Consider the following 18,214-nt stretch of genomic DNA (forward strand, 5'->3'; position numbering starts at 1 on the left):
GTAGAGGGTGATTTACTTGTCGATCAGGCCGCGTAGGCCTGATACTTCTGCCATTCCTGGTGAACTTCCTTCGGCGGGCGATGAGCCAGTGCGGAGTGCAACCGGCGGTTGTTGTACCACCCGATCCACTTCGAGGTCGCCACGATCACATCGGTCAGCGCCGGCCACGTCCTGCGGTCGATCAGCTCGGCCTTGAACATCGAATTCAACGCCTCGGCCATCGCGTTGTCATAGGAGTCGCCGCGGGATCCGACCGAGGCCACGACCTTCGACTCCGCCAATGACTCGCCGTAGGTAATAGAGCGGTATTGCACTCCACGGTCGCTGTGGTGGATCAGCCCAGAGACGTCCTCACCAGCGCGAAGACGAGCCGACAGGGCCATATCCAAGGCATCGCGGGCCAACGAGACCCGCATGTGGTTCGTCACTTGCCAACCGATGATCTCACGGGTGTAGGCGTCCAACACAAACGCCGCATACACCCACCCGGCCCGGGTGGGGATATAGGTGATATCGGCGACCCACAGCATATTCGGCGCGGTCACGGCGAAGTTGCGCTCCACCAGGTCGACAGGACACTCGCCGGCGTCGGCGCTGCGAGTTGACGGTCTTTTCTTCCGCCGCCGGATCCCCTTCAGCCCGTCGGTCGCCATGAGACGCTCGACGGTGCAGCGGGCGACGTGACCGAAGGTGGCCTCGCGGTTGATCTCCGCCCACAGCTTCCGGGCGCCGTAACATGAGTAGTTGTCTTCGAAGATCCGGCGCAGTGCCCGGGTGATCTGCTTGTCCCGGATGGACCGGGCTGATTCAGGCCGTGATTTGTGGGCGTAATACGTGCTCAGGGCTATCTTCGCGCTGGTGGTGGCCAGGACGCGGATGATGGGCTCGACCCCGAACTGAGCACGGTTGTCGTCGATGAAGGTGACGATTACTTGTGTGGGCGGTCGAGCTCCGCCGCGAAAAAAGCCGAGGCTTTCTTGAGGATCTCGTTGGCGCGTTTGGCTTCGGCGAGCTCGGCCCGCAGCCTGCGGTTTTCTGTTTCCAGGTCCATCGATTCGGCCGGTGTGTCGGTTCCGGATTGCTTGTGGGTGCGGACCCAGACGCGCAGGGTTTCCTTGCTCACGCCGAGTTCGTCGGCGATGCGGGTGACCGCGCCCCGGGCGGTGACGGGATCAGCTTGAGCGTGGAGCACGAGTTCTACAGCGCGCTGCTTGAGCTCGACAGTGTATTTGGTGGGCATGTAAGGGTTTCCTTTTCCAATTTCCTACCCTCCATTAAACCCGGGGCGAACCAGTTAGTAACCGTTCCGGCCCGCACTGCCCGTAGTGCACGACGGCTGGTTCTGCACCTGCCCGAGCAGTGGAAGTGGCAACCGCAGTGGACTCGACTGTTCTGCCATACCCATTCACCACCACCAGCAGCAGCAGTCTGACCACCCAGCCGATGTATCGGCTACCGAGATGACAACAATTCGTGGAACAACCAGATGACCGTGATCTGGGGGTCACCCCTGCTTCAAAGTTCCGAGGACGCCTGCAGTGAAAATCAGCTCACCACCGAAAGCCGATCGGTGGATTGAGGCTAAGTGGTTTACAGGCGGTGATGGCGAACGTACGCTCGGGTCTAGTTCACCGGAAGCAGTACGTATCAGGGATAGGATTGACAAACAATGGCCATCAAACTCACCATCGATCTTTCAGATGCCACATTCGCAGAGGTGGCGGCGGTTATCGGATACGCCCACCAGCTCGGCGTCGACCCGGATGAGAAACTCAACTTCGAGGGTTCGGTCCTCAGCATTGAATTCGACGGCGACCTTCAACCCGACGACGTGTTCGGTGGGCTCGACGAGGCGGAGGACGCCGACCCCGAGGACGGCCCCCTCTATGTTGATGACATCGTCGACGCGGACGAGGACACCCGGTACCGGCGCCGTCCCCGTCCGCAGCGTGACCCCGCGGCGGACCTGATCAACGAGGTCGGCGATGCCGTCAAGAACATCGTTGACGGCTTCATTCTCGGCGCCGAGCGTCCGGATGGAAGGGGCCACCGTGGTCGGGGTTATGGAAACTTCGGTCCCTTCGGACCCGGTCGACACTTCTGATCACACCGGCCCCGGCCCCGCCCGTGATCGCTACACCACGCGGGGCCGGGGTCGCTGGTGCCTGGAGACGATGAGCAGACAGATCGCGTACCCGATAATCCCGAGCAACCACACGACGAGCACGGCGAGCCAGGCGTATCGGAAATCCGCCCACGCATAGGCCTGCCCGTGGGAATGGCGATCGAGCAGGAGCCCGAGGAGCTGCGTCGATAGCATCGCCGCGGAGAACCCGCCCATGTTGGCAAAGCCGGTTCCGGTGGCATTGAGTGAGCGGTCTACCCGTTCGCGCACGGTGTCGAAGCCGAAGTTCGCCGCCGGCACGATCATCCCGGCGAAGAAGGAGACCACCGCCGCGGCGAGGAAAGCATTGCCGTGCGGTGTCGCAGGAAAGAACAGATAGGTCCACAGCAGGGCCTGGAGGACCGCGGTCCCCAGTGCGAAGGCGTCACGCCTTCTGCCCAGACGCGCGGAGGTGATCCCGGCGAAGGGGCCACCGATGACATTGCCGATGGTGGACAGCGTGAGCACCATGCCCACCTGGGCGGTACTCAGCCCGAGGCCCAGCGTCATCATGGGCATGCCCCACAGGAGTTGGAAGACAACCAGGGGGAACATGTTGGTCCAGTGCGTGAACAGCCCCTGCCAGCAGTAGGGGCTGGTGACAACCAGCCTCAGGTTGTCCAGAATCCTGCCCCCGCTTATCGACGCCCCCACCGCTGCCACCTGCGGTTCCCGCACGGGTGTGTCGCGGACAACCAGCGCGCCGGCCAGCGCGACCAGGGCGCCGGCGGCGCCGAGACTGACGAAGGCCGTGGTCCAGCCGCTGGCGCCGAGGAGCGCGAGAAAGGGAACCGCGGAAAGAAACTGACCCACCTGTCCGATGGCACCGGTTAACTGTGTGAACACCGGAGTCCGGCGGATGGGGAACCAGGAGGGCAGCAGTCGCATGACGGAGAGGAACGCCGTGGCGTCGCCACAACCGATCAGCACGCGTGCGCCGATGGCGATCCCGTAGCTGCTGGTGACCCCGAGCAGAATCTGGCCGGCCGCCATCACAAGGGCGCCGGCGACAAGCAGCCTGCGTGGTCCGAACCGGTCCACCAGTATTCCGGTGGGGATCTGGGCGAGTGCGTAGACACCGAGCTGGACGGAGGTGAACACCGCGACGCGGGAGGCGTCGATACCGAATCTTTCTATGGCGTCCACACCCGCGACGCCGAAGGAGGTGCGCCCGGTGATCGCCATGACGTAGATCAGTACCGCCGACAGCCAGACGATGAGTGCTCGACGCGAAATCCGATCAGAGGCCATAGAAGACATTCATTCCCTGCAACGATTAAACCCACGGGGCCAGGCGGACGCCTGCGATGGATTTGTACATACTACCTATGTTGCGGGATCCGCACGCCATCAGGCGGTCGGACGTGGCGCTCGGGATGGTGGGGGAGGGGCGCTACTGGTAGATCCCGAAGGGGTCGAACTGCTGGATCAAGGGGTAGATGTAGGGTCCGAGAAAGACGAGAGCCACGACAAGGGCGGTACAGCCGATGAGGACGTAGAGGTTGTGTTTGGACACGGGGGCCGGTTCAAGGGAGAAGTCCTTTTCCGGGGCCGGGGGGTTTTGCATGGCGCACATCCTAAATCATCGCGGGGAGTGATCAGGAACACTCTATTGGAAGGGGGCTGGGTTGTCACGGGAATGGGTGTGGTGCGGGGGAGTGCCGGTGGGTGTGGTCGGCTACCCTGTTAACCGTGGACTATATTTCGACGCGCGACTCCAACCGCACCCCGGCTCGTTTCAGTGACATTCTGCTCGGCGGACTCGCCCCCGACGGTGGCCTGTACCTGCCGGCGGAGTATCCGCAGATTGATGATGACACCCTGAACCGCTGGCGTGGTGTGCTCGCCGGGGACGGGTACGCAGCCCTGGCGGCGGAGGTGATCTCCCTGTTCATTGATGATATCCCGGTGGCCGATATCAGGGCGATCACCGCACGCGCCTACACCTACCCGAAGTTTTCCAGCAAGGAGATCGTCCCCGTCACCGAACTAGATGACGGTCTGTGGATCGGGCATCTCTCCCAGGGGCCGACGGCGGCGTTCAAGGATATGGCGATGCAGCTTCTCGGTGAGCTCTTCGAATACGAACTCGGGCGCCGCGGCGAGACCATCAATATTCTCGGCGCCACCTCCGGCGACACCGGTTCCTCGGCGGAGTATGCGATGCGCGGAAGGGAGGGGATCCGTGTGTTCATGCTGACCCCCGCCGGGCGTATGACCCCCTTCCAGCAGGCGCAGATGTTCGGACTCGACGATCCCAACATTTTCAACATCGCACTCGATGGTGTCTTCGATGACTGCCAGGATGTGGTCAAGGCGGTGTCAGCGGATGCCGGGTTCAAGGCCGAATACCGCATCGGCGCGGTCAACTCGATCAACTGGGCCCGACTGATGGCGCAGGTGGTCTATTATGTCTCCTCCTGGCTGCGGATTACCGAGAACAACGGGCAGAAGGTCAGCTTCTCGGTTCCCACCGGAAACTTCGGTGACATCTGCGCCGGGCATATCGCCCGCCAAATGGGGCTGCCCATCGACCGGCTGATTGTGGCCACCAATGAAAATGATGTCCTGGACGAGTTCTTCCGTACCGGCGACTACCGGGTCCGCAGCTCGGCGGACACCTTCGAGACATCGAGCCCGTCGATGGACATTTCGCGTGCCTCGAATTTCGAGCGCTTCATCTTCGATCTGCTCGGACGCGATGCCACACGTGTGGCCGACCTCTTCGGAACACAGGTGAAGCAGGGCGGTTTCTCCCTCGCCCGGGACCCCGCATTTTCGCAGGCGGAGACCACATACGGCTTCGCCTCGGGGCGCTCCAGTCACGCCAACCGGGTGGAGACGATCCGAGACGTGTCCGATCGCCTGGGGATTCTGCTCGATCCGCACACCGCGGACGGCGTGCACGTCGCCAGGCAGTGGCGTGACCGAATCTCCACGCCGATCATCTGCCTGGAAACGGCGCTTCCGGTGAAATTCGCGGACACGATCGTTGAGGCAACCGGAGCGGAGCCACCGATGCCGGAACGTTTCGCTGCGGTCATGGAGGCCGAACGTCATGTCAGCGAGCTGCCCAATGACGTTGAAGCGGTGAAAACCTTCATCGTCGAATCCATCACCGCCGGAAACGGCAGCTAATCGACGACCGCGGTGGTATCTACCTCAACCGAGGCCGCGAAGGTGTGCGCGGGCCGGGACCCCATGACGTGCTCGTCCGCCTTCCTGCGTCCGTCGACAAGCGTGTAGTTGGCATCGATGGACGTGCGTTGGAGACATGGTTTCCGGCGCGCCTGGCCGATGAACATGGATGATCACCGGGCATGACCGCCGCCACGGCCGCCAAACTGCGGGGGTGTAGTGTGGACCGCGCAGTCGAGCCACAGGACAGGGGAGTATAGGTATGTCGACACCGGAGTTCATTGTCAACCTGCGCGCGCGTATCGGAAACGAGGAGTTGTGGCTCCCCGGCGTCACGGCCGTGGTGATCAGGGATGTCCCACCGGGATCGCCCTTCCATGTCGTGCCCGATGTCCTGCTGGTCAGGCGGGTGGACACGGGGGAGTGGACACCCCCCACCGGCATCTGCGATCCCGGTGAGCAGCCCGATGCGGGCGCCGTGCGGGAGGTGCTCGAGGAGACCGGACTTCACGTGTCGGCGGAGGCGCTGCTCGGCGTCGGGGCCGTCGGTCCGGTCATCTATCCCAACGGGGACCGGTGCCGCTTCATGGACACCGCGATGCGATGCGTGGTGGTGGGCGAGAGCGACGCACCCTTCCCCGCGGACGGGGAGAATACCGAGGTGGGGTGGTTCCCCATCTCCCATATGCCGGTCAGCAACCAACGCTTCCGCATGGTCATCGCCGATGCGGTCGCCCAGTTGAAGCATCCGCAGGGTTTCGCCCCGCGGATGGGCTTTGAAAAGAGGCGTCGTTAGGGATCGAGCCTCTCGATGACCTCGGTCTCCTCGATCACGTAGCGACGCGAAATAATGCGATCGCCACGGTCGAAATCGCCGGGAGCCTTACCCTCGACCTGGGATTCCTCGCCGACGGTGGTGTCCGGATCCGATATCTGGGCACCGGGCGCGGCGTCCGCGGTCGCCCATGATGAGCGGTAGTCCGGGGTTTCCGTCAGCTGATAGTGCCCGTGAATCGTTTCCTGCTGCTCCCGGTTCAGTCCGGCGGCGTTGTCGATATCGGGGGCGTCCCGGATGGCGTCTTTGGAGAAGCCGAGGTTGAGGGTGGTTCCCTCCAGTGACGCTCCCCTTAGCGGAACGAGGCTCGCGGAGAGGCCGAAGAGGCCGTGACTGACTTCCGCGAAGGTGGGGGTTCCGGTTTGGTCGTCGAGGTAGATTTCGCTGATGGAACCCAGTTTCTCGCCGGAGCTGTCATATGCGGTGGCGTTGAAGATCGCGCGGATGTCTTCCTGGTTGGTGACTGGTTCGGTCATGATTCAACTCGATCCTTGTGTGTGGGGGATATGTGCTTCCGACCCTAGTTCAGGGAGATGGTTCCGGAAGCTCGGTGACCGTTGCCCGAGTACATGGACGGGGGTGGTCCTGCGGTCGGTTCCTCAATGGAGCCAGCCCCTGTTCAGGTGATTCCGGCAAAGCGACGGGGTGGAGACACGGACCGGTGGGGGTGCATGAATCAAACTCGGGTTGGGACGGGCGGTGGTCGCCCCGCTGGTCGCTGTGGGGTAGCTCCCACCCGAGCAGTACCCCCGTTATGTTTGGGAGCGGAACCTGTGGCACTGAAGCAAACATGAGCCTTTCCTCGTATTTCACCTGTTCGGGGGTGGTTTCGGGGGATTTTGACTCCTCCGGCTTCACTTGCTTCCGACCGCAGCCTAGGATGAGTTATAACGCATTGAATAGAAAATGTGAACTGAACCACCTTGGTTTGGCTTGTTGTTGAGAGGAGTTCGTCATGGGTCTGCGGGTTCGCGCTAATGAAATGAAGGTCTGGGAGACCTTCACCCTGGAACGGCAGCTCGAAGTGATCATCAACGCCGACAAACTCCTCGCCTCCCGCGGCGAACCCGACGGCACCATCTGTGTCTCCGATGTCGTCGCCTCAGAACTGATTGGTATCTAGCACCGCTCATACGCCTGTACAACGGCGGCCGGCGCACCCCGTGGAGGGGGTTGCGCCGGCCGTCTTTTTCGTGTTCGGGCTAGCTATAGCACCAGACTCAGTGCCAGCACGCCGAGGAGCCCGGTGACCGATAGCAGGGTCTCCATCGCGGACCAGGTCTTGAAGGTCTGCACGACCGTCATCCCGAAGTATTCCTTGACCAGCCAGAAACCGGCATCATTGACGTGGGAGAGGAAGACGGAACCGGCGCCGATCGCCAGCACCATCAGCGCTGCCTCCACGCTGCCTGCATCGGCGACAACAGGGGCCATGATTCCGGCGGCCGTGATCGTGGCCACGGTCGCCGACCCCGTTGCCAACCTGATGAACACCGCGACGAGCCATGCCGTGACAAGGGGCGAGAGTGGAGCTGCCTGCACCCAGTTGCCCACCACCTCCGCGACACCGGTATCGACCAGGGTCTGTTTGAAGCCTCCGCCGGCACCGACGATCAGCAGAACACCGGCGATCGGGCCGAAGGCGCCACTGACCACGTTGGAGGAGTCCTGTGCGGAGCGTCCCTGCATGAACCCCAGTAGGACCATGGCCACCAGTACGGTGATCAACAGTGCGTTCAGGGGCGTGCCGAGCACATCGAAGGTGGTGCGCACGATGGTGCCCTCGGGAACCTCGAGTGTCTCCACCAGGGTGCGGGAGAGCATGAGCGCGACCGGGAGGAGGATGACGAAGAAGCCGGCTGCGACGGAGGGACGGCTGCGTTGCCCGTCCCCATCGCCGGTGTCGGCCGCCGATCCGCCCGGGGTGTTCAGCGGAGCCTCGATGGGTACCCAGCGCACCATGAAACGCGCGGCGATGGGGCCGGAAATGATGACGACGGGAATGGAGACGAGCAGACCGAGGGCGAGTGTGAGTCCCAGATCGGCTTCGAGGGCGTCGATGGCCAGCAGCGGACCCGGATGCGGTGGCACCAGCGCATGCAGGGCAGACAGCCCGGCGAGGGCGGGGATTCCGAGCAGGATCACCGGAGTCTTCGAACGTCGTGCCACCAGGATCACAACCGGAATCAGCAGGACGATACCGACCTCGAAGAACAGGGGGATGCCCATGAGGAAGGCCAGTCCCGCCATCACCCAGGGGCGCCAGCGTGTGGTGGTGCGGCTGAGGAAGGTGTCGACGATGGAGTCGGCAGCGCCCGAACTGACGAGGAAACCGCCGATAACGGCGCCCAGCGCCACCAGGACGCCGACACTTCCCAGCGTGGAACCGAAGCCGCTGGAAAATGAGGAGAACATCTCTACCACGGGGGTGCCGGCAGTCAGTGCCAGCGCCGCGGAGCCGATCATGAGGCTGAGGAAGGGATGGAGCTTGGCCCAGACGATGAGGGCGACGATCAGCGCGATGCTGAAGACCGTGGCGAAGACGAGCCTGCCTGGTGACTGCTGTGCCATCTCCGCAGCGAGGACGTGGGTGATCATGGGAGTAGTCCCTCCTTGTGGTAGTCGTTCAGGGTGTGCAGAATCTCCGCGGTGAGGGCGCCGGGGGGAAGCGTGGCGTCGAGCCTTCTGCCGAGTTCGCCGGCGCGCAGCGGCTGGAGATCGCGCAACTGGGATTCGAGAAGTGAGGTGGGCATGAAATGGCCCGCGCGCTGAGCCATCCGATCCGTGAGTACTTCGGTGCCTGCGTCGAGTTCGAAGAATACGACCCGGCCCTGTGCCTGTCGGAGCAGTTCGCGGTAGGAGTGTTTGAGGGCGGAGCAGGTGATGACCGTCGAGTGTCCCGCGGCCGCCTGCTCGCCGGCCCAGTCCCTCATGATTTCCAGCCAGGGCCAGCGATCCTCGTCTTCGAGGGGGATTCCCCATGACATTTTCTCCTTGTTCGCCACCGGGTGGAAGTCATCGGCCTCGGCATAGGGAAATCCGCTCAGTTCATGGATCCGCTGCGCGATCGTGGTCTTTCCGCTTCCGCTGACTCCCATGACGATGATGTGGACAGGGGAGTGGAAAGCGAGTTCAGGTGGGGTGGAGGGGGCAGTGGAAAGCGAGTTCAGGTGGGGTGGAGGGGGCGGGGAGGTTGATGTTGGGTGACATGGCTTGCGCTTTCGTCTGGACAGTATTTTTTAATAGTGATGCGAGCAACATTATTTGTCTGTTGTGACTGCTATCAATCAAGCATAGATCATCCGATCCTAAAAGGTAATACCTAAAGGATTGCGGGTGGTGCGCATACCCCCGCCGCAATGGCGCGACAAAAAGACCGCTGGCCCCACCACACGGTGGGGCCAGCGGTCCTGGCGTCGATAGGCTGCTGTTTTAGCAGTCGAAGTACATCTCGAATTCCTGCGGGGTCGGGCGCAGGCGAACCGGGGTGATCTCGTTATCGAACTTGTAGGCGATGTAGGACTCGATGAGATCCTCGGTGAAGACATCGGACTCGGTGAGGAAGTCCGAATCCTCCTGCAGTGCCTTCAGGGACGCCTCGAGCGAGGTGGGGGCCTGCGGGATGGACGCGGCCTCCTCCGGGGGCAGCTCGTAGAGGTCCTTGTCCACCGGTGCGTGCGGCTCGATGCGGTTCTTCACACCGTCCAGGCCCGCCATCATCATGGCGGCGAATCCCAGGTAGGGGTTGCCTGAGGGGTCCGGTGCACGGAACTCGATGCGCTTGGCCTTCGGGTTGGAACCGGTGATCGGGATACGCACGGCAGCCGAGCGGTTGCGCTGCGAGTACACCAGGTTGATGGGAGCCTCGAAGCCCGGTACCAGGCGGTGGTAGGAGTTCAGGGTCGCATTGGTGAAGGCGAGCACGGCGCCTGCGTGGTGCAGGATTCCGCCGATGTAGTAGCGGGCGGTGTCGGAGAGGCCGGCGTAACCGGACTCGTCATGGAACAGCGGCTTACCGTCCTTCCACAGCGACTGGTGGGCGTGCATGCCCGAACCGTTGTCACCGGCGAGCGGCTTCGGCATGAAGGTCGCGGCCTTGCTGTGCAGCGCGGAGGTGTTCTTGACGATGTACTTGAAGGTCTGGATATCGTCCGCGGCATGCAGCAGCGTGTTGAAGCGGTAGTTGATCTCCTGCTGTCCGCCAGTGCCCACCTCGTGGTGGAAACGCTCGAGCTTGAAGCCCGCTGCGGTGAGGTTGCGGGAGATGTCATCGCGGAGCTCTACGGTCTGGTCGTAGGGCGCCACGGGGAAGTAGCCGCCCTTGATCCGGGTCTTGGATCCAAGGTTCGGGGATCCGTCGATGTTGAACTCCTCGCCGCGGTTCCACCAGCCCTCGTCGGAGTCGACCTCGTAGAAGGCTTTGTTGATCTCGGCGGAGTAGCGGACCTTGTCAAAGACGTAGAACTCGGCCTCGGCGCCGAAGTTGCAGGTGTCCGCGATGCCGGTGGAGGCCAGATACTGCTCGGCCTTGCGGGCGACGTTGCGGGGATCGCGGGAGAAGGCCTCGCGGGTGAAGGGATCATGGACGAAGAACTTCATGTTCAGCGTCTTGGCCTTGCGGAAGGGATCGATGGATGCGGTGGCCAGGTCGGGCAGCAGGTTCATGTCGGACTCGTCGATGGTGGTGAAACCACGGACGGAGGATCCGTCGAATGCCAGACCTTCCTCGATGGCGTCCTCATCGAATGCGGAGGCCGGGATGGTGAAGTGCTGCTCGATTCCGGGAACGTCGGTGAATCGGACGTCGATGTACTCGACATTCTCATCCTTGATGAACTTGGTAACTTCTTCCGGGGTGTTGAACGCCACGGTGACTCCTCATTGACATGGGCTATCAGGGTTTTTGTCTCCGGTTGGTCTACCGGAGGACGCATCACAAGTAGTAGACTCGTTTTCAGATGTAGTCCTTACGACAGAGTTCAGTATACGTCATTATCTGTCGTTCTATCAAAACTTGACCCGGAATTTCCGGAAAAGTCGAGGAAAATCTGAGCCGGAAATCCCGTTTCCGCTTTCACCCCGTATTGGATACATTGAGTTCCATGGCGAATCCGAAAAGAAGCTGGCTCGAAGGCCCCCAGATCCCGGCGGACAACGAAGATCCGGATGCCCCCGGCCGCTGGCCGGGAGAGAAGCTCGGCCTGCCCCAGAGTGGTCCCGGCTCGCTGGTGTCGGTGGCCAGGCGCTGCGGTGGAGTGGCCATTGACTGGATCATCGCCTGGATCCTCGCCATCGCACTGAGCACCTTCACCAAGGCGCTCGGTGATGTCGCCACCTCCACGCTGATCATCTTCGCGATCCTCGGCTGGCTCAGCGTGTGGTTGTTCGCCCGCACCCCCGGCCAGGCGATGCTGGGCATGGGAGTGGCGCGCATCGACGCGGAGGCGCGGGTCGGATGGTGGCGCTCACTGGTGCGTCCGCTGTTCACCGTGCTCATCCTGCCCGCCGTGATGGTCGACCCCGATGGTCGCGGACTCCACGACAAGGCCACCGGCACCGCGGTCATCTACGGTTGACACCCGCCCCACCCGGCCACGACCAGCCGGGTGCTACATCAGCACGAAGAGCAGGACCTGCGCAGCGATGATCTTTCCCACCATCGATATGGGGTAGACGGAGGTGTAGCCCATCGCGGGGAGTTCGTTCCTGGTTGATTCCGACACATAGGACAGCACCGCGGGATGGGTCTGGGTGCCGGCGAGGATCCCGGCGGCCTCGCCGAAGGGAATGCCCAAGATGCGGTGGCCCACGATGAGGACGATCAGCGAGATCAACAGCGTGAGCACCGCGCCCACGGCGATGATCAGCAGGGATGCGGGATCGCTGAGCGCGGTTCTGAACCCGGCACCCGCGGTGGTGCCGATGGCTGCGAGAAACATCGTGATCCCCAGTTGCCTCAGTGCGAGGTTGGCCCCGTAGGGCACCTGCCACACCAGGGGACCGGTGCGGCCCAGCGCACCGAGGACGAGTGCGACCATCAGCGGACCGCCCGCGTTGCCGAGTTTCAGCGCGGCACCGCCGGGCAGCGGAAACTCGATCATTCCCGCGAAGATACCCAGCGCCAGGCCGACCGCGAGGGGAACGATGTTGAAGTCGGAGATGCGTTTGTAGGAATCACCCAGCGTACGGGTCGCCTCGTCGATCCGATCGGCGGGCGCGACCACGCGAACGCGGTCACCCAGCTGCAGGGTCATCTCGGGTTCGGCGACCAGATCGGTGTCCCCGCGGCGGATCCGGGTGATCAACATGCCGTTGAATCGCTGGCGGAGCCGGTGCAGCGGGGTACCGACCATATCCTCATTGGAAACGAAGATCCGCCGGAAATGCAGCTCCTCGCCGCTGTAGGGGTCGCCCGGGAGGATGTCACCGATCAGTTTCTCCGCCCTGGCCAGCTCGTCCTCATCACCGACCACGGTGAAGATGTCACCGGGCTCGGCACGGTCGCCCTCCTCCGGGATGAACTGCTCACCGTCACGCTCGACGCGGGAGATGATCACGTGGAGCCCGAACAATCCCGGGATGTTGGTGATGGCGGGGAGATCATCACGGATGACCTTCAGCCGCCTGCCGTAGAGCTCCTTGATGGCCACCCCCGCCTCCTCCGCCTCCTTGGCGTGGTTGACCTTGAACACCGAGGACAGGACGGCGATCGAGAGGATCACCATCAGGACCCCGAGGGGATAGGTCAGTGAATAGGCGACGACGGGGAACCCCTCGAGTTCCGCGGGAAGGGACTCCACCACGGCGGCCATGGCGGGTGTGTTGGTCAGCGCGCCGGTCAGCAGGCCGGCGCCGGTGGCGGCGTTGACGTCGAAAAGCGTGATCAGTGCCCATGCGGCGGCCGTGGTGGCCGCGATCGCCCCCAGCGCGAGACCGTTGTTGCGGACCCCCGTCGATCGCAGCGAGGTGATGAAACCGGGACCCGCCTCGAGGCCGATGGTGTAGACGAACAGTGACAGGCCGATGACGTAGATCAGGGGTGGGATGGTGATATCGGGCTCGATGGTGGCGAAGGCGAGCCCGACGAAGAGCACCGCGGCCACACCGAGCCGGAACCCGAAGATGCGGATCCTGCCCAGCAGCAGTCCCACCGCCATGATGGACACCAGGGCCAGGAGCTGATTCTCTACAAGAAGACTCACGCACTAATCATGGCATCTGCGGCGGGGCAATAATGTGACTGTGATCAAAAAAGGGTGCACCCCCGGAAGGGATGCACCACATAAGCAGAATGGCCGACACCGACGAACCTAGGCTTCGCCCTTGCGCTCAGCCTGGCGACGTGCACGGCGATTCATGCCGGACATCTTGGCGCCCTTGGGCATCGGCCCCTTGGGAAGCGCCGCTCCGGCTCCGGCGCCGGTGCTGTCCATGGCCTCGATGCGGGCCGCCAGCGAGGCGACGTCGTTTTTGCGGTAGTTGCGCGGAAGCTTGACCAGCTCACGCTGCAGTTTGGCGATCGGGACCTGCCCCTCGCCCTCACCGGTGATGATCTCGTATACCGGCACGCCGGGTGCGACGCGGTTGAGACGCTTGCGCTGCTGCGCCATCAGCGGCTTGAGGCGGTGTGGGGAACCCTCGCCGACCAGCACCACGCCGGACAGACCGATGACGCGGTGCACCGCATCCATGTGGGTGGTCACTGCGACGGCGGTCTTGGTCCTCCAGGTCATGCCGACCCCGGATCGCAGGTTCTCCACGGCCCAACCAGCGGCGCCCTGCTGTCCCTCGGCGCGCTTGTACACGTCGCGCTCGACGCGCCTGGTGAAAATGAACATGGCAAGCACAATGCCCAGCGCGATACCGATGGGCAGCATCCACCACTGGCCACCCCAGATCAGCCCGATGAGGAACAGCAGCAGCGGGATGCCGATGACCGACAGGAGTATCAGCGGTATGAGCGCCTTGTCCTGTTTGCGCTGCATATTGAACACCTGCCACATCTGTGACCGAGTCTGTTTGCGCTGCGCTTTCTTCGCCGCCCTGACCTGCTTCTTGGCGGCTTTATCCGCCTGCTTGCTTGCGTCTGCCATGAACTTAACAATAGGCGATGGCCCCCGTACTTGAAAACGTACCCACGCACGCCGGTGTCCGGCGTGCGTGGGTAAAGGGGGCAGAAGGGGGGCATGAAGGGGTGTCGGGCGCGGACCCAGGCAGCCGCCACCGTGGAGGTACGGGACCCGGAAAAGAGCACCCCCGAGTAAATCGGAGGTGCCGGACACCGCGGGACGCACGGGGAGGGGCTACACCCGCGCCGCCACCGGTGTGTCCTCCGAGGCGCCGTAGCGCTGCAGCAGCGTGGAGGCCTCCTGCGCGGTGGAGCCACCGGAGGTGTCCTCCAGATGGGACAGGTGCTCGGGAAGCTGCTCGCCACGGAAGGCCAGCGCCTGCGCATACAGGCGACCGGCACGGTATGAGGAGCGTACCAGCGGTCCGGACATGACGGCCGCGAATCCCATGTCCGTGGCGGATTCGGCGTGCTCGAGGAATTCCTCCGGCTTCACCCAGCGCTCGATGGGGTGGAAGAGGGGACCCGGCCGCAGGTACTGGGTGATGGTGATGATGTCGCAACCGGCATCGTGGAGATCCTGCAGTGCGGAGGTGATCTCCTCCTTGGTCTCACCCATGCCCAGGATCAGGTTCGATTTTGTCACCAGGCCGAAATCCCTGGCCTGACGGATCACGTCGAGGGAACGCTCATAACGGAAGGCGGGTCGGATCCGTTTGAAGATGCGAGGCACCGTCTCCACGTTGTGTGCGAACACCTCCGGCCGGGATTCGAAGACCTCCTGCAGCAGATCCCTCTTGCCGGAGAAGTCGGGGACGAGGTTCTCCACCCCGGTGTGGGGGTTCAACTCGTGGATCTTGCGCACAACCTCCGCATACAGCCAGGCGCCCTCATCATCGAGGTCATCGCGGGTGACGCCGGTGATGGTGGAGTAGTTCAGCTGCATGTCGCGCACGGACTCCGCGACGCGCAGGGGCTCGCCGCGGTCCAACGGTTCGGGGCGCGCGGAATTGATCATGCAGAAATCGCAGCGACGCGAACAGTTCGCACCCCCGATGAGGAATGTCGCCTCCCGGGATTCCCAGCACTCGTGAATATTGGGGCAGCCTGCCTCCTGGCACACGGTGTGCAACGCAGCTCCGGCGACGCGTTCCTTCATGTCCCGGTACTCGGGCCCGTTCTTGACCTGGTTCCTGATCCACTTGGGTTTGGTCTCGATCGGGGATTTGGAGTTTCTGGCCTCGACGCGGAGTAGTCTGCGTCCTTCGGGTGCGGTAGTCACAAAAGCAACCTTACATCTTTCAATATTGATCGAATGCTCCGGAACTGGCCGGAAGGGTTCAGTGTTTCTCAACGCCAACGGGGTGGGGCCTAATTCCTCCGGCCCCGGGTGGGCTACCCCCGTTTGGTGGGGTCGGGGGCGCTGCCGAAACTGTGGTCGGCGACGCTCAGGCGTCCGGCGAGCGCATCATCAAGCGCTGTGACCAGCGGGGCACTGAGCTTATCGACGCCCACATCGTAGCCGAGCTCACGGGAGAGGGTGGTCACCCCGGCATCCGCGATGCCGCAGGCGACGATGTGCGCATAGAAGTCGAGTGTGTTGTTGCAGTTCAGCGCGAGTCCGTGCATGGTCACCCCCTGGGTCACCCGTATCCCCAGGGCGGCGACCTTGCTGTCCACCCATCCGTCGTGTGCGGGCACCCACACCCCGGAACGGCCATCGATCCGGCCCGCATCGGCGACGCCGATCTCCCGGACGACGTGGATCAGCGCCTCCTCGAGCCGCCGGACATAGTCCACGACGTCGATGGGCTCGGCGAGCTTGATGATCGGATACATCACCAGCTGGCCGTGTCCGTGCCAGGTGATCCGGCCACCCCGGTCGGCGTTGATCACGGGGAGACCGTTGGTGGGCAGATCCTCCGGCTGCGTTCTCTTTCCCGCCGTGTAGATCGAGGGGTGTTCGAGGATCAGAATCTGATCCCCGATCTCTCCACGGGCCCGCCGCGCGGCCAGCCCTGCCTGATAGTCCCAGGCCTCTCGGTAGTCGACGGTGCCCAGCTGCTGTATCTCAATGGGATCCTGAGAGGCCCTGATGGAGCGGTCGGCCGGGAAAAAGGGATCACGTGGTGCTGTCATGATGGCAACAACCATACTCCACGGCTGTCTCCCGGGGACAAAAGCCCGGCCGCCGACCCCGTGATGAACACGGGGTCGGCGGCCGGATAGGTGAAATGGTCACTAGAGTTCGAGATCACCCTTGAAGTTGGCGGTCTCGAGACGGTCCTTGATGGTGGTCATGAAGCGACCGGCATCGGCACCGTCGACGACCTGGTGGTCGTAGGTCAGCGGCAGATAGACCATCTGGCGGATGGCGATGGAATCGATGCCATCCTCGGTGATCACCACTGGACGCTTGACGATGGCACCGGTACCAAGGATGCCCGCCTGCGGCGGTACCAGGATCGGGGTGTCGGACAGGGCGCCCTCGGATCCGATGTTGGTGATGGTGAAGGTGCCACCCGAGAGATCCTTCGGCTTGAGCTTGTTGTTGCGCGAACGGTCCGCCAGGTCGATGATCGCCTTCGCGATCTCGGGCAGGGAGAGATCCTGCGCATTGTGGATGACCGGGGTCAGGAGTCCGGCAGGGGTATCCACCGCGATCGAGATGTTGACGGCCTCATGGTAGGTCATCTCCTTCGTCTCGGCGTTGTAGGAGGCGTTGACATTGGGGTGGGACACCAGGGCCTCGACAACCGCCTTGACGAAGAACGGAAGGTAGGTCAGGTTCACTCCGTGCTTCTGCTGGAAGGCCGGCTTGCTGGACTTGCGCAGTTCCGCCACTCGGGTCATGTCGATCTCGTGCAGCTGTGTCAGCTGCGCGGAGATCTGCAGGGCCTCGACCGTCTTTTTGGCCGTGATCTCGCGGATACGGTTGACCTTCTGGGTGGTTCCGCGAAGCTTGGCCTTCTCCGGATCCACGGACTTGGTGGAGGCGGCCGACTTCGGAGCGGACTCGATGACCTCGGTGCCCTCGCCGTTGGCGGCAGCGAGGACATCCTGCTTACGGATGCGGCCACCGATGCCGGTGCCCGTGACGGTGTTCAGATCGACACCGTGCTTCTCCGCGAGCTTGCGCACCAGCGGAGTGACGTAGGGGACGTTGTCGCCGGAGGCGGAAGCCTCGGACTTCTTCGGAGACTCCTCCCTCTTCGGAGCTTCGGTCTTCGGAACCTCGGTCTTCGGAACCTCAGCCTTGGGGGCTTCCTCCTTGGGGGCTTCCTCCTTCTTGGGGGCCTCCTCCTGCTTGGGGGCTTCCTCCTTGGGGGCCTCCTCCTGCTTGGGCTCGTCCTTCTTCGGTGCCTCGGTGGTGGCCGCGGAGGCGTCGCCGATGCGGGCGATCACTGCGCCGACGTCGACGGTGTCATCCTCGTCGGCGAGGATCTCGATGATGGTGCCGGCGACGGGGGAGGGGATCTCGGTGTCGACCTTGTCGGTGGAGACCTCGAGCAGGGGTTCATCGACCTCGACGGTGTCGCCGACGGCCTTGAGCCACTGGGTGATGGTGCCCTCGGTGACGGATTCGCCCAGTTCGGGCATCTCCACATCGGTGGATTCTCCGGATGCCGCTGCCTCGGCCTTCGGGGCCTCCTCCTGCTTGGGGGCTTCCTCCTTGGGGGCCTCGGTTTCCGTGGCTTCCTCGGCGGGGGAATCATCGGAGGACTCGGGGGATTCGTCGGCATCACCGATGATGGCGATGACTCCGCCGACGTCGACGGTATCGTCTTCCTCTGCCTTGATTTCAAGGATTACACCGGCGACCGGGGAGGGGATCTCGGTGTCGACCTTGTCAGTTGAGACCTCGAGCAATGGCTCATCAACCTCAACGGTGTCACCGACGGACTTCAACCACTGGGTGATTGTTCCTTCGGTAACTGATTCGCCCAGTTCGGGCATCTCTACAGAGAACGCCATTGTGTAAGACTCCTCGAAAGTCGTGTCGTTAAAA

At 63.1% G+C, this 18,214-nt stretch carries 19 protein-coding genes and 1 other annotated feature; of the genes, 5 read left to right on the forward strand and 14 right to left on the reverse strand.

Features of this window, described 5'->3' with window-relative positions; translation table 11 throughout:
• Positions 1–23: 23 nt before the first annotated feature.
• Both B7E02_RS14355 and B7E02_RS06115 read right to left on the reverse strand, forming a co-directional pair.
• A complete protein-coding gene (locus tag B7E02_RS14355; protein ID WP_342743706.1) occupies positions 24–929 on the reverse strand; it encodes an IS3 family transposase in 906 nt (301 codons plus the stop codon).
• Positions 840–968, reverse strand: a sequence feature (AL1L pseudoknot). Its footprint overlaps the gene before it by 90 nt.
• Positions 929–1,240, reverse strand: coding sequence for a transposase (locus B7E02_RS06115; protein ID WP_080792459.1), 312 nt, complete (start codon positions 1,238–1,240; stop codon positions 929–931). It overlaps the preceding feature by 40 nt. The genes B7E02_RS14355 and B7E02_RS06115 overlap by 1 nt, the downstream gene beginning before the upstream one ends.
• Positions 1,241–1,669: 429 nt before the next feature.
• Between B7E02_RS06115 and B7E02_RS06120 the strand changes: the two genes are divergently transcribed.
• Positions 1,670–2,104: a hypothetical protein gene (locus tag B7E02_RS06120; RefSeq protein WP_080793976.1), complete on the forward strand. Its 435-nt coding sequence runs from the start codon at positions 1,670–1,672 to the stop codon at positions 2,102–2,104.
• 30 nt (positions 2,105–2,134) lie between these two features.
• Here the strand turns inward: B7E02_RS06120 and B7E02_RS06125 are convergent, their stop codons facing one another.
• Together B7E02_RS06125 and B7E02_RS14360 are read right to left on the reverse strand one after the other, a co-directional pair.
• On the reverse strand, positions 2,135–3,415 hold the full coding sequence (locus B7E02_RS06125) for an MFS transporter (RefSeq protein WP_080793978.1): 1,281 nt from the start codon (positions 3,413–3,415) through the stop codon (positions 2,135–2,137).
• 142 nt (positions 3,416–3,557) lie between these two features.
• Positions 3,558–3,731, reverse strand: coding sequence for a hypothetical protein (locus B7E02_RS14360; RefSeq protein WP_179129666.1), 174 nt, complete (start codon positions 3,729–3,731; stop codon positions 3,558–3,560).
• Between the two features lie 125 nt (positions 3,732–3,856).
• Here B7E02_RS14360 and thrC point away from each other — a divergent pair, with 125 nt between their 5' ends.
• Positions 3,857–5,302, forward strand: coding sequence for a threonine synthase (thrC, locus tag B7E02_RS06135; protein ID WP_080793982.1), 1,446 nt, complete (start codon positions 3,857–3,859; stop codon positions 5,300–5,302).
• On the opposite strand, the gene B7E02_RS14365 is transcribed toward thrC, so the two are convergent.
• Complete coding sequence (locus B7E02_RS14365) at positions 5,299–5,469, reverse strand: hypothetical protein (protein ID WP_179129667.1); 171 nt, start codon at positions 5,467–5,469, stop codon at positions 5,299–5,301. The two genes, thrC and B7E02_RS14365, sit on opposite strands and share 4 nt — an antisense overlap.
• Before the next feature lie 95 nt (positions 5,470–5,564).
• On the opposite strand from B7E02_RS14365, the gene B7E02_RS06140 reads away from it, so the two are divergent.
• A complete protein-coding gene (locus tag B7E02_RS06140) occupies positions 5,565–6,098 on the forward strand; it encodes an NUDIX hydrolase (RefSeq protein WP_080793985.1) in 534 nt (177 codons plus the stop codon).
• Here the strand turns inward: B7E02_RS06140 and B7E02_RS06145 are convergent.
• A complete protein-coding gene (locus B7E02_RS06145) occupies positions 6,095–6,613 on the reverse strand; it encodes a PRC-barrel domain-containing protein (RefSeq protein WP_080793988.1) in 519 nt (172 codons plus the stop codon). The genes B7E02_RS06140 and B7E02_RS06145 overlap by 4 nt on opposite strands.
• Positions 6,614–7,092: 479 nt before the next feature.
• Between B7E02_RS06145 and B7E02_RS14060 the strand changes: the two genes are divergently transcribed.
• A complete protein-coding gene (locus B7E02_RS14060) occupies positions 7,093–7,260 on the forward strand; it encodes a hypothetical protein (protein WP_143336662.1) in 168 nt (55 codons plus the stop codon).
• Between the two features lie 83 nt (positions 7,261–7,343).
• Here B7E02_RS14060 and B7E02_RS06150 read toward each other — a convergent pair whose 3' ends face one another.
• From B7E02_RS06150 to glnA, 3 genes are all read right to left on the reverse strand, one after another.
• The gene (locus tag B7E02_RS06150) at positions 7,344–8,735 is read right to left on the reverse strand and encodes a GntT/GntP/DsdX family permease (RefSeq protein ID WP_080793991.1); all 1,392 of its coding nucleotides are present in this window, start codon (positions 8,733–8,735) and stop codon (positions 7,344–7,346) included.
• Entirely contained in the window at positions 8,732–9,235 is a 504-nt protein-coding gene (locus B7E02_RS06155) for a gluconokinase (protein ID WP_080793993.1), read from the reverse strand. The genes B7E02_RS06150 and B7E02_RS06155 overlap by 4 nt, the downstream gene beginning before the upstream one ends.
• Before the next feature lie 334 nt (positions 9,236–9,569).
• The gene (gene glnA / locus B7E02_RS06160) at positions 9,570–11,006 is read right to left on the reverse strand and encodes a type I glutamate--ammonia ligase (protein ID WP_080793996.1); all 1,437 of its coding nucleotides are present in this window, start codon (positions 11,004–11,006) and stop codon (positions 9,570–9,572) included.
• A 233-nt stretch (positions 11,007–11,239) separates the two neighbouring features.
• Here glnA and B7E02_RS06165 point away from each other — a divergent pair, with 233 nt between their 5' ends.
• Positions 11,240–11,713, forward strand: a complete 474-nt coding sequence (locus tag B7E02_RS06165) for an RDD family protein (RefSeq protein WP_080793998.1) — start codon at positions 11,240–11,242, stop codon at positions 11,711–11,713.
• A 33-nt stretch (positions 11,714–11,746) separates the two neighbouring features.
• Here the strand turns inward: B7E02_RS06165 and B7E02_RS06170 are convergent, their stop codons facing one another.
• From B7E02_RS06170 to sucB, 5 genes are all read right to left on the reverse strand, one after another.
• Positions 11,747–13,339, reverse strand: a complete 1,593-nt coding sequence (locus B7E02_RS06170; protein WP_080794000.1) for an aspartate:alanine exchanger family transporter — start codon at positions 13,337–13,339, stop codon at positions 11,747–11,749.
• A 108-nt stretch (positions 13,340–13,447) separates the two neighbouring features.
• Positions 13,448–14,230, reverse strand: coding sequence for a DUF4191 domain-containing protein (locus B7E02_RS06175; RefSeq protein WP_080794002.1), 783 nt, complete (start codon positions 14,228–14,230; stop codon positions 13,448–13,450).
• A 210-nt stretch (positions 14,231–14,440) separates the two neighbouring features.
• The gene (lipA, locus tag B7E02_RS06180; protein ID WP_080794004.1) at positions 14,441–15,487 is read right to left on the reverse strand and encodes a lipoyl synthase; all 1,047 of its coding nucleotides are present in this window, start codon (positions 15,485–15,487) and stop codon (positions 14,441–14,443) included.
• A 113-nt stretch (positions 15,488–15,600) separates the two neighbouring features.
• Positions 15,601–16,344 carry a lipoyl(octanoyl) transferase LipB gene (lipB, locus tag B7E02_RS06185; RefSeq protein ID WP_080794472.1) on the reverse strand — a complete coding sequence of 248 codons (744 nt, stop codon included), beginning with the start codon at positions 16,342–16,344 and terminating at the stop codon, positions 15,601–15,603.
• 102 nt (positions 16,345–16,446) lie between these two features.
• Positions 16,447–18,180: a 2-oxoglutarate dehydrogenase, E2 component, dihydrolipoamide succinyltransferase gene (gene sucB, locus B7E02_RS06190; protein WP_080794006.1), complete on the reverse strand. Its 1,734-nt coding sequence runs from the start codon at positions 18,178–18,180 to the stop codon at positions 16,447–16,449.
• Positions 18,181–18,214: the final 34 nt, after the last annotated feature.

This window comes from Corynebacterium pacaense (genome assembly GCF_900169525.1).
Classification (GTDB): Bacteria; Actinomycetota; Actinomycetes; order Mycobacteriales; family Mycobacteriaceae; genus Corynebacterium; species Corynebacterium pacaense.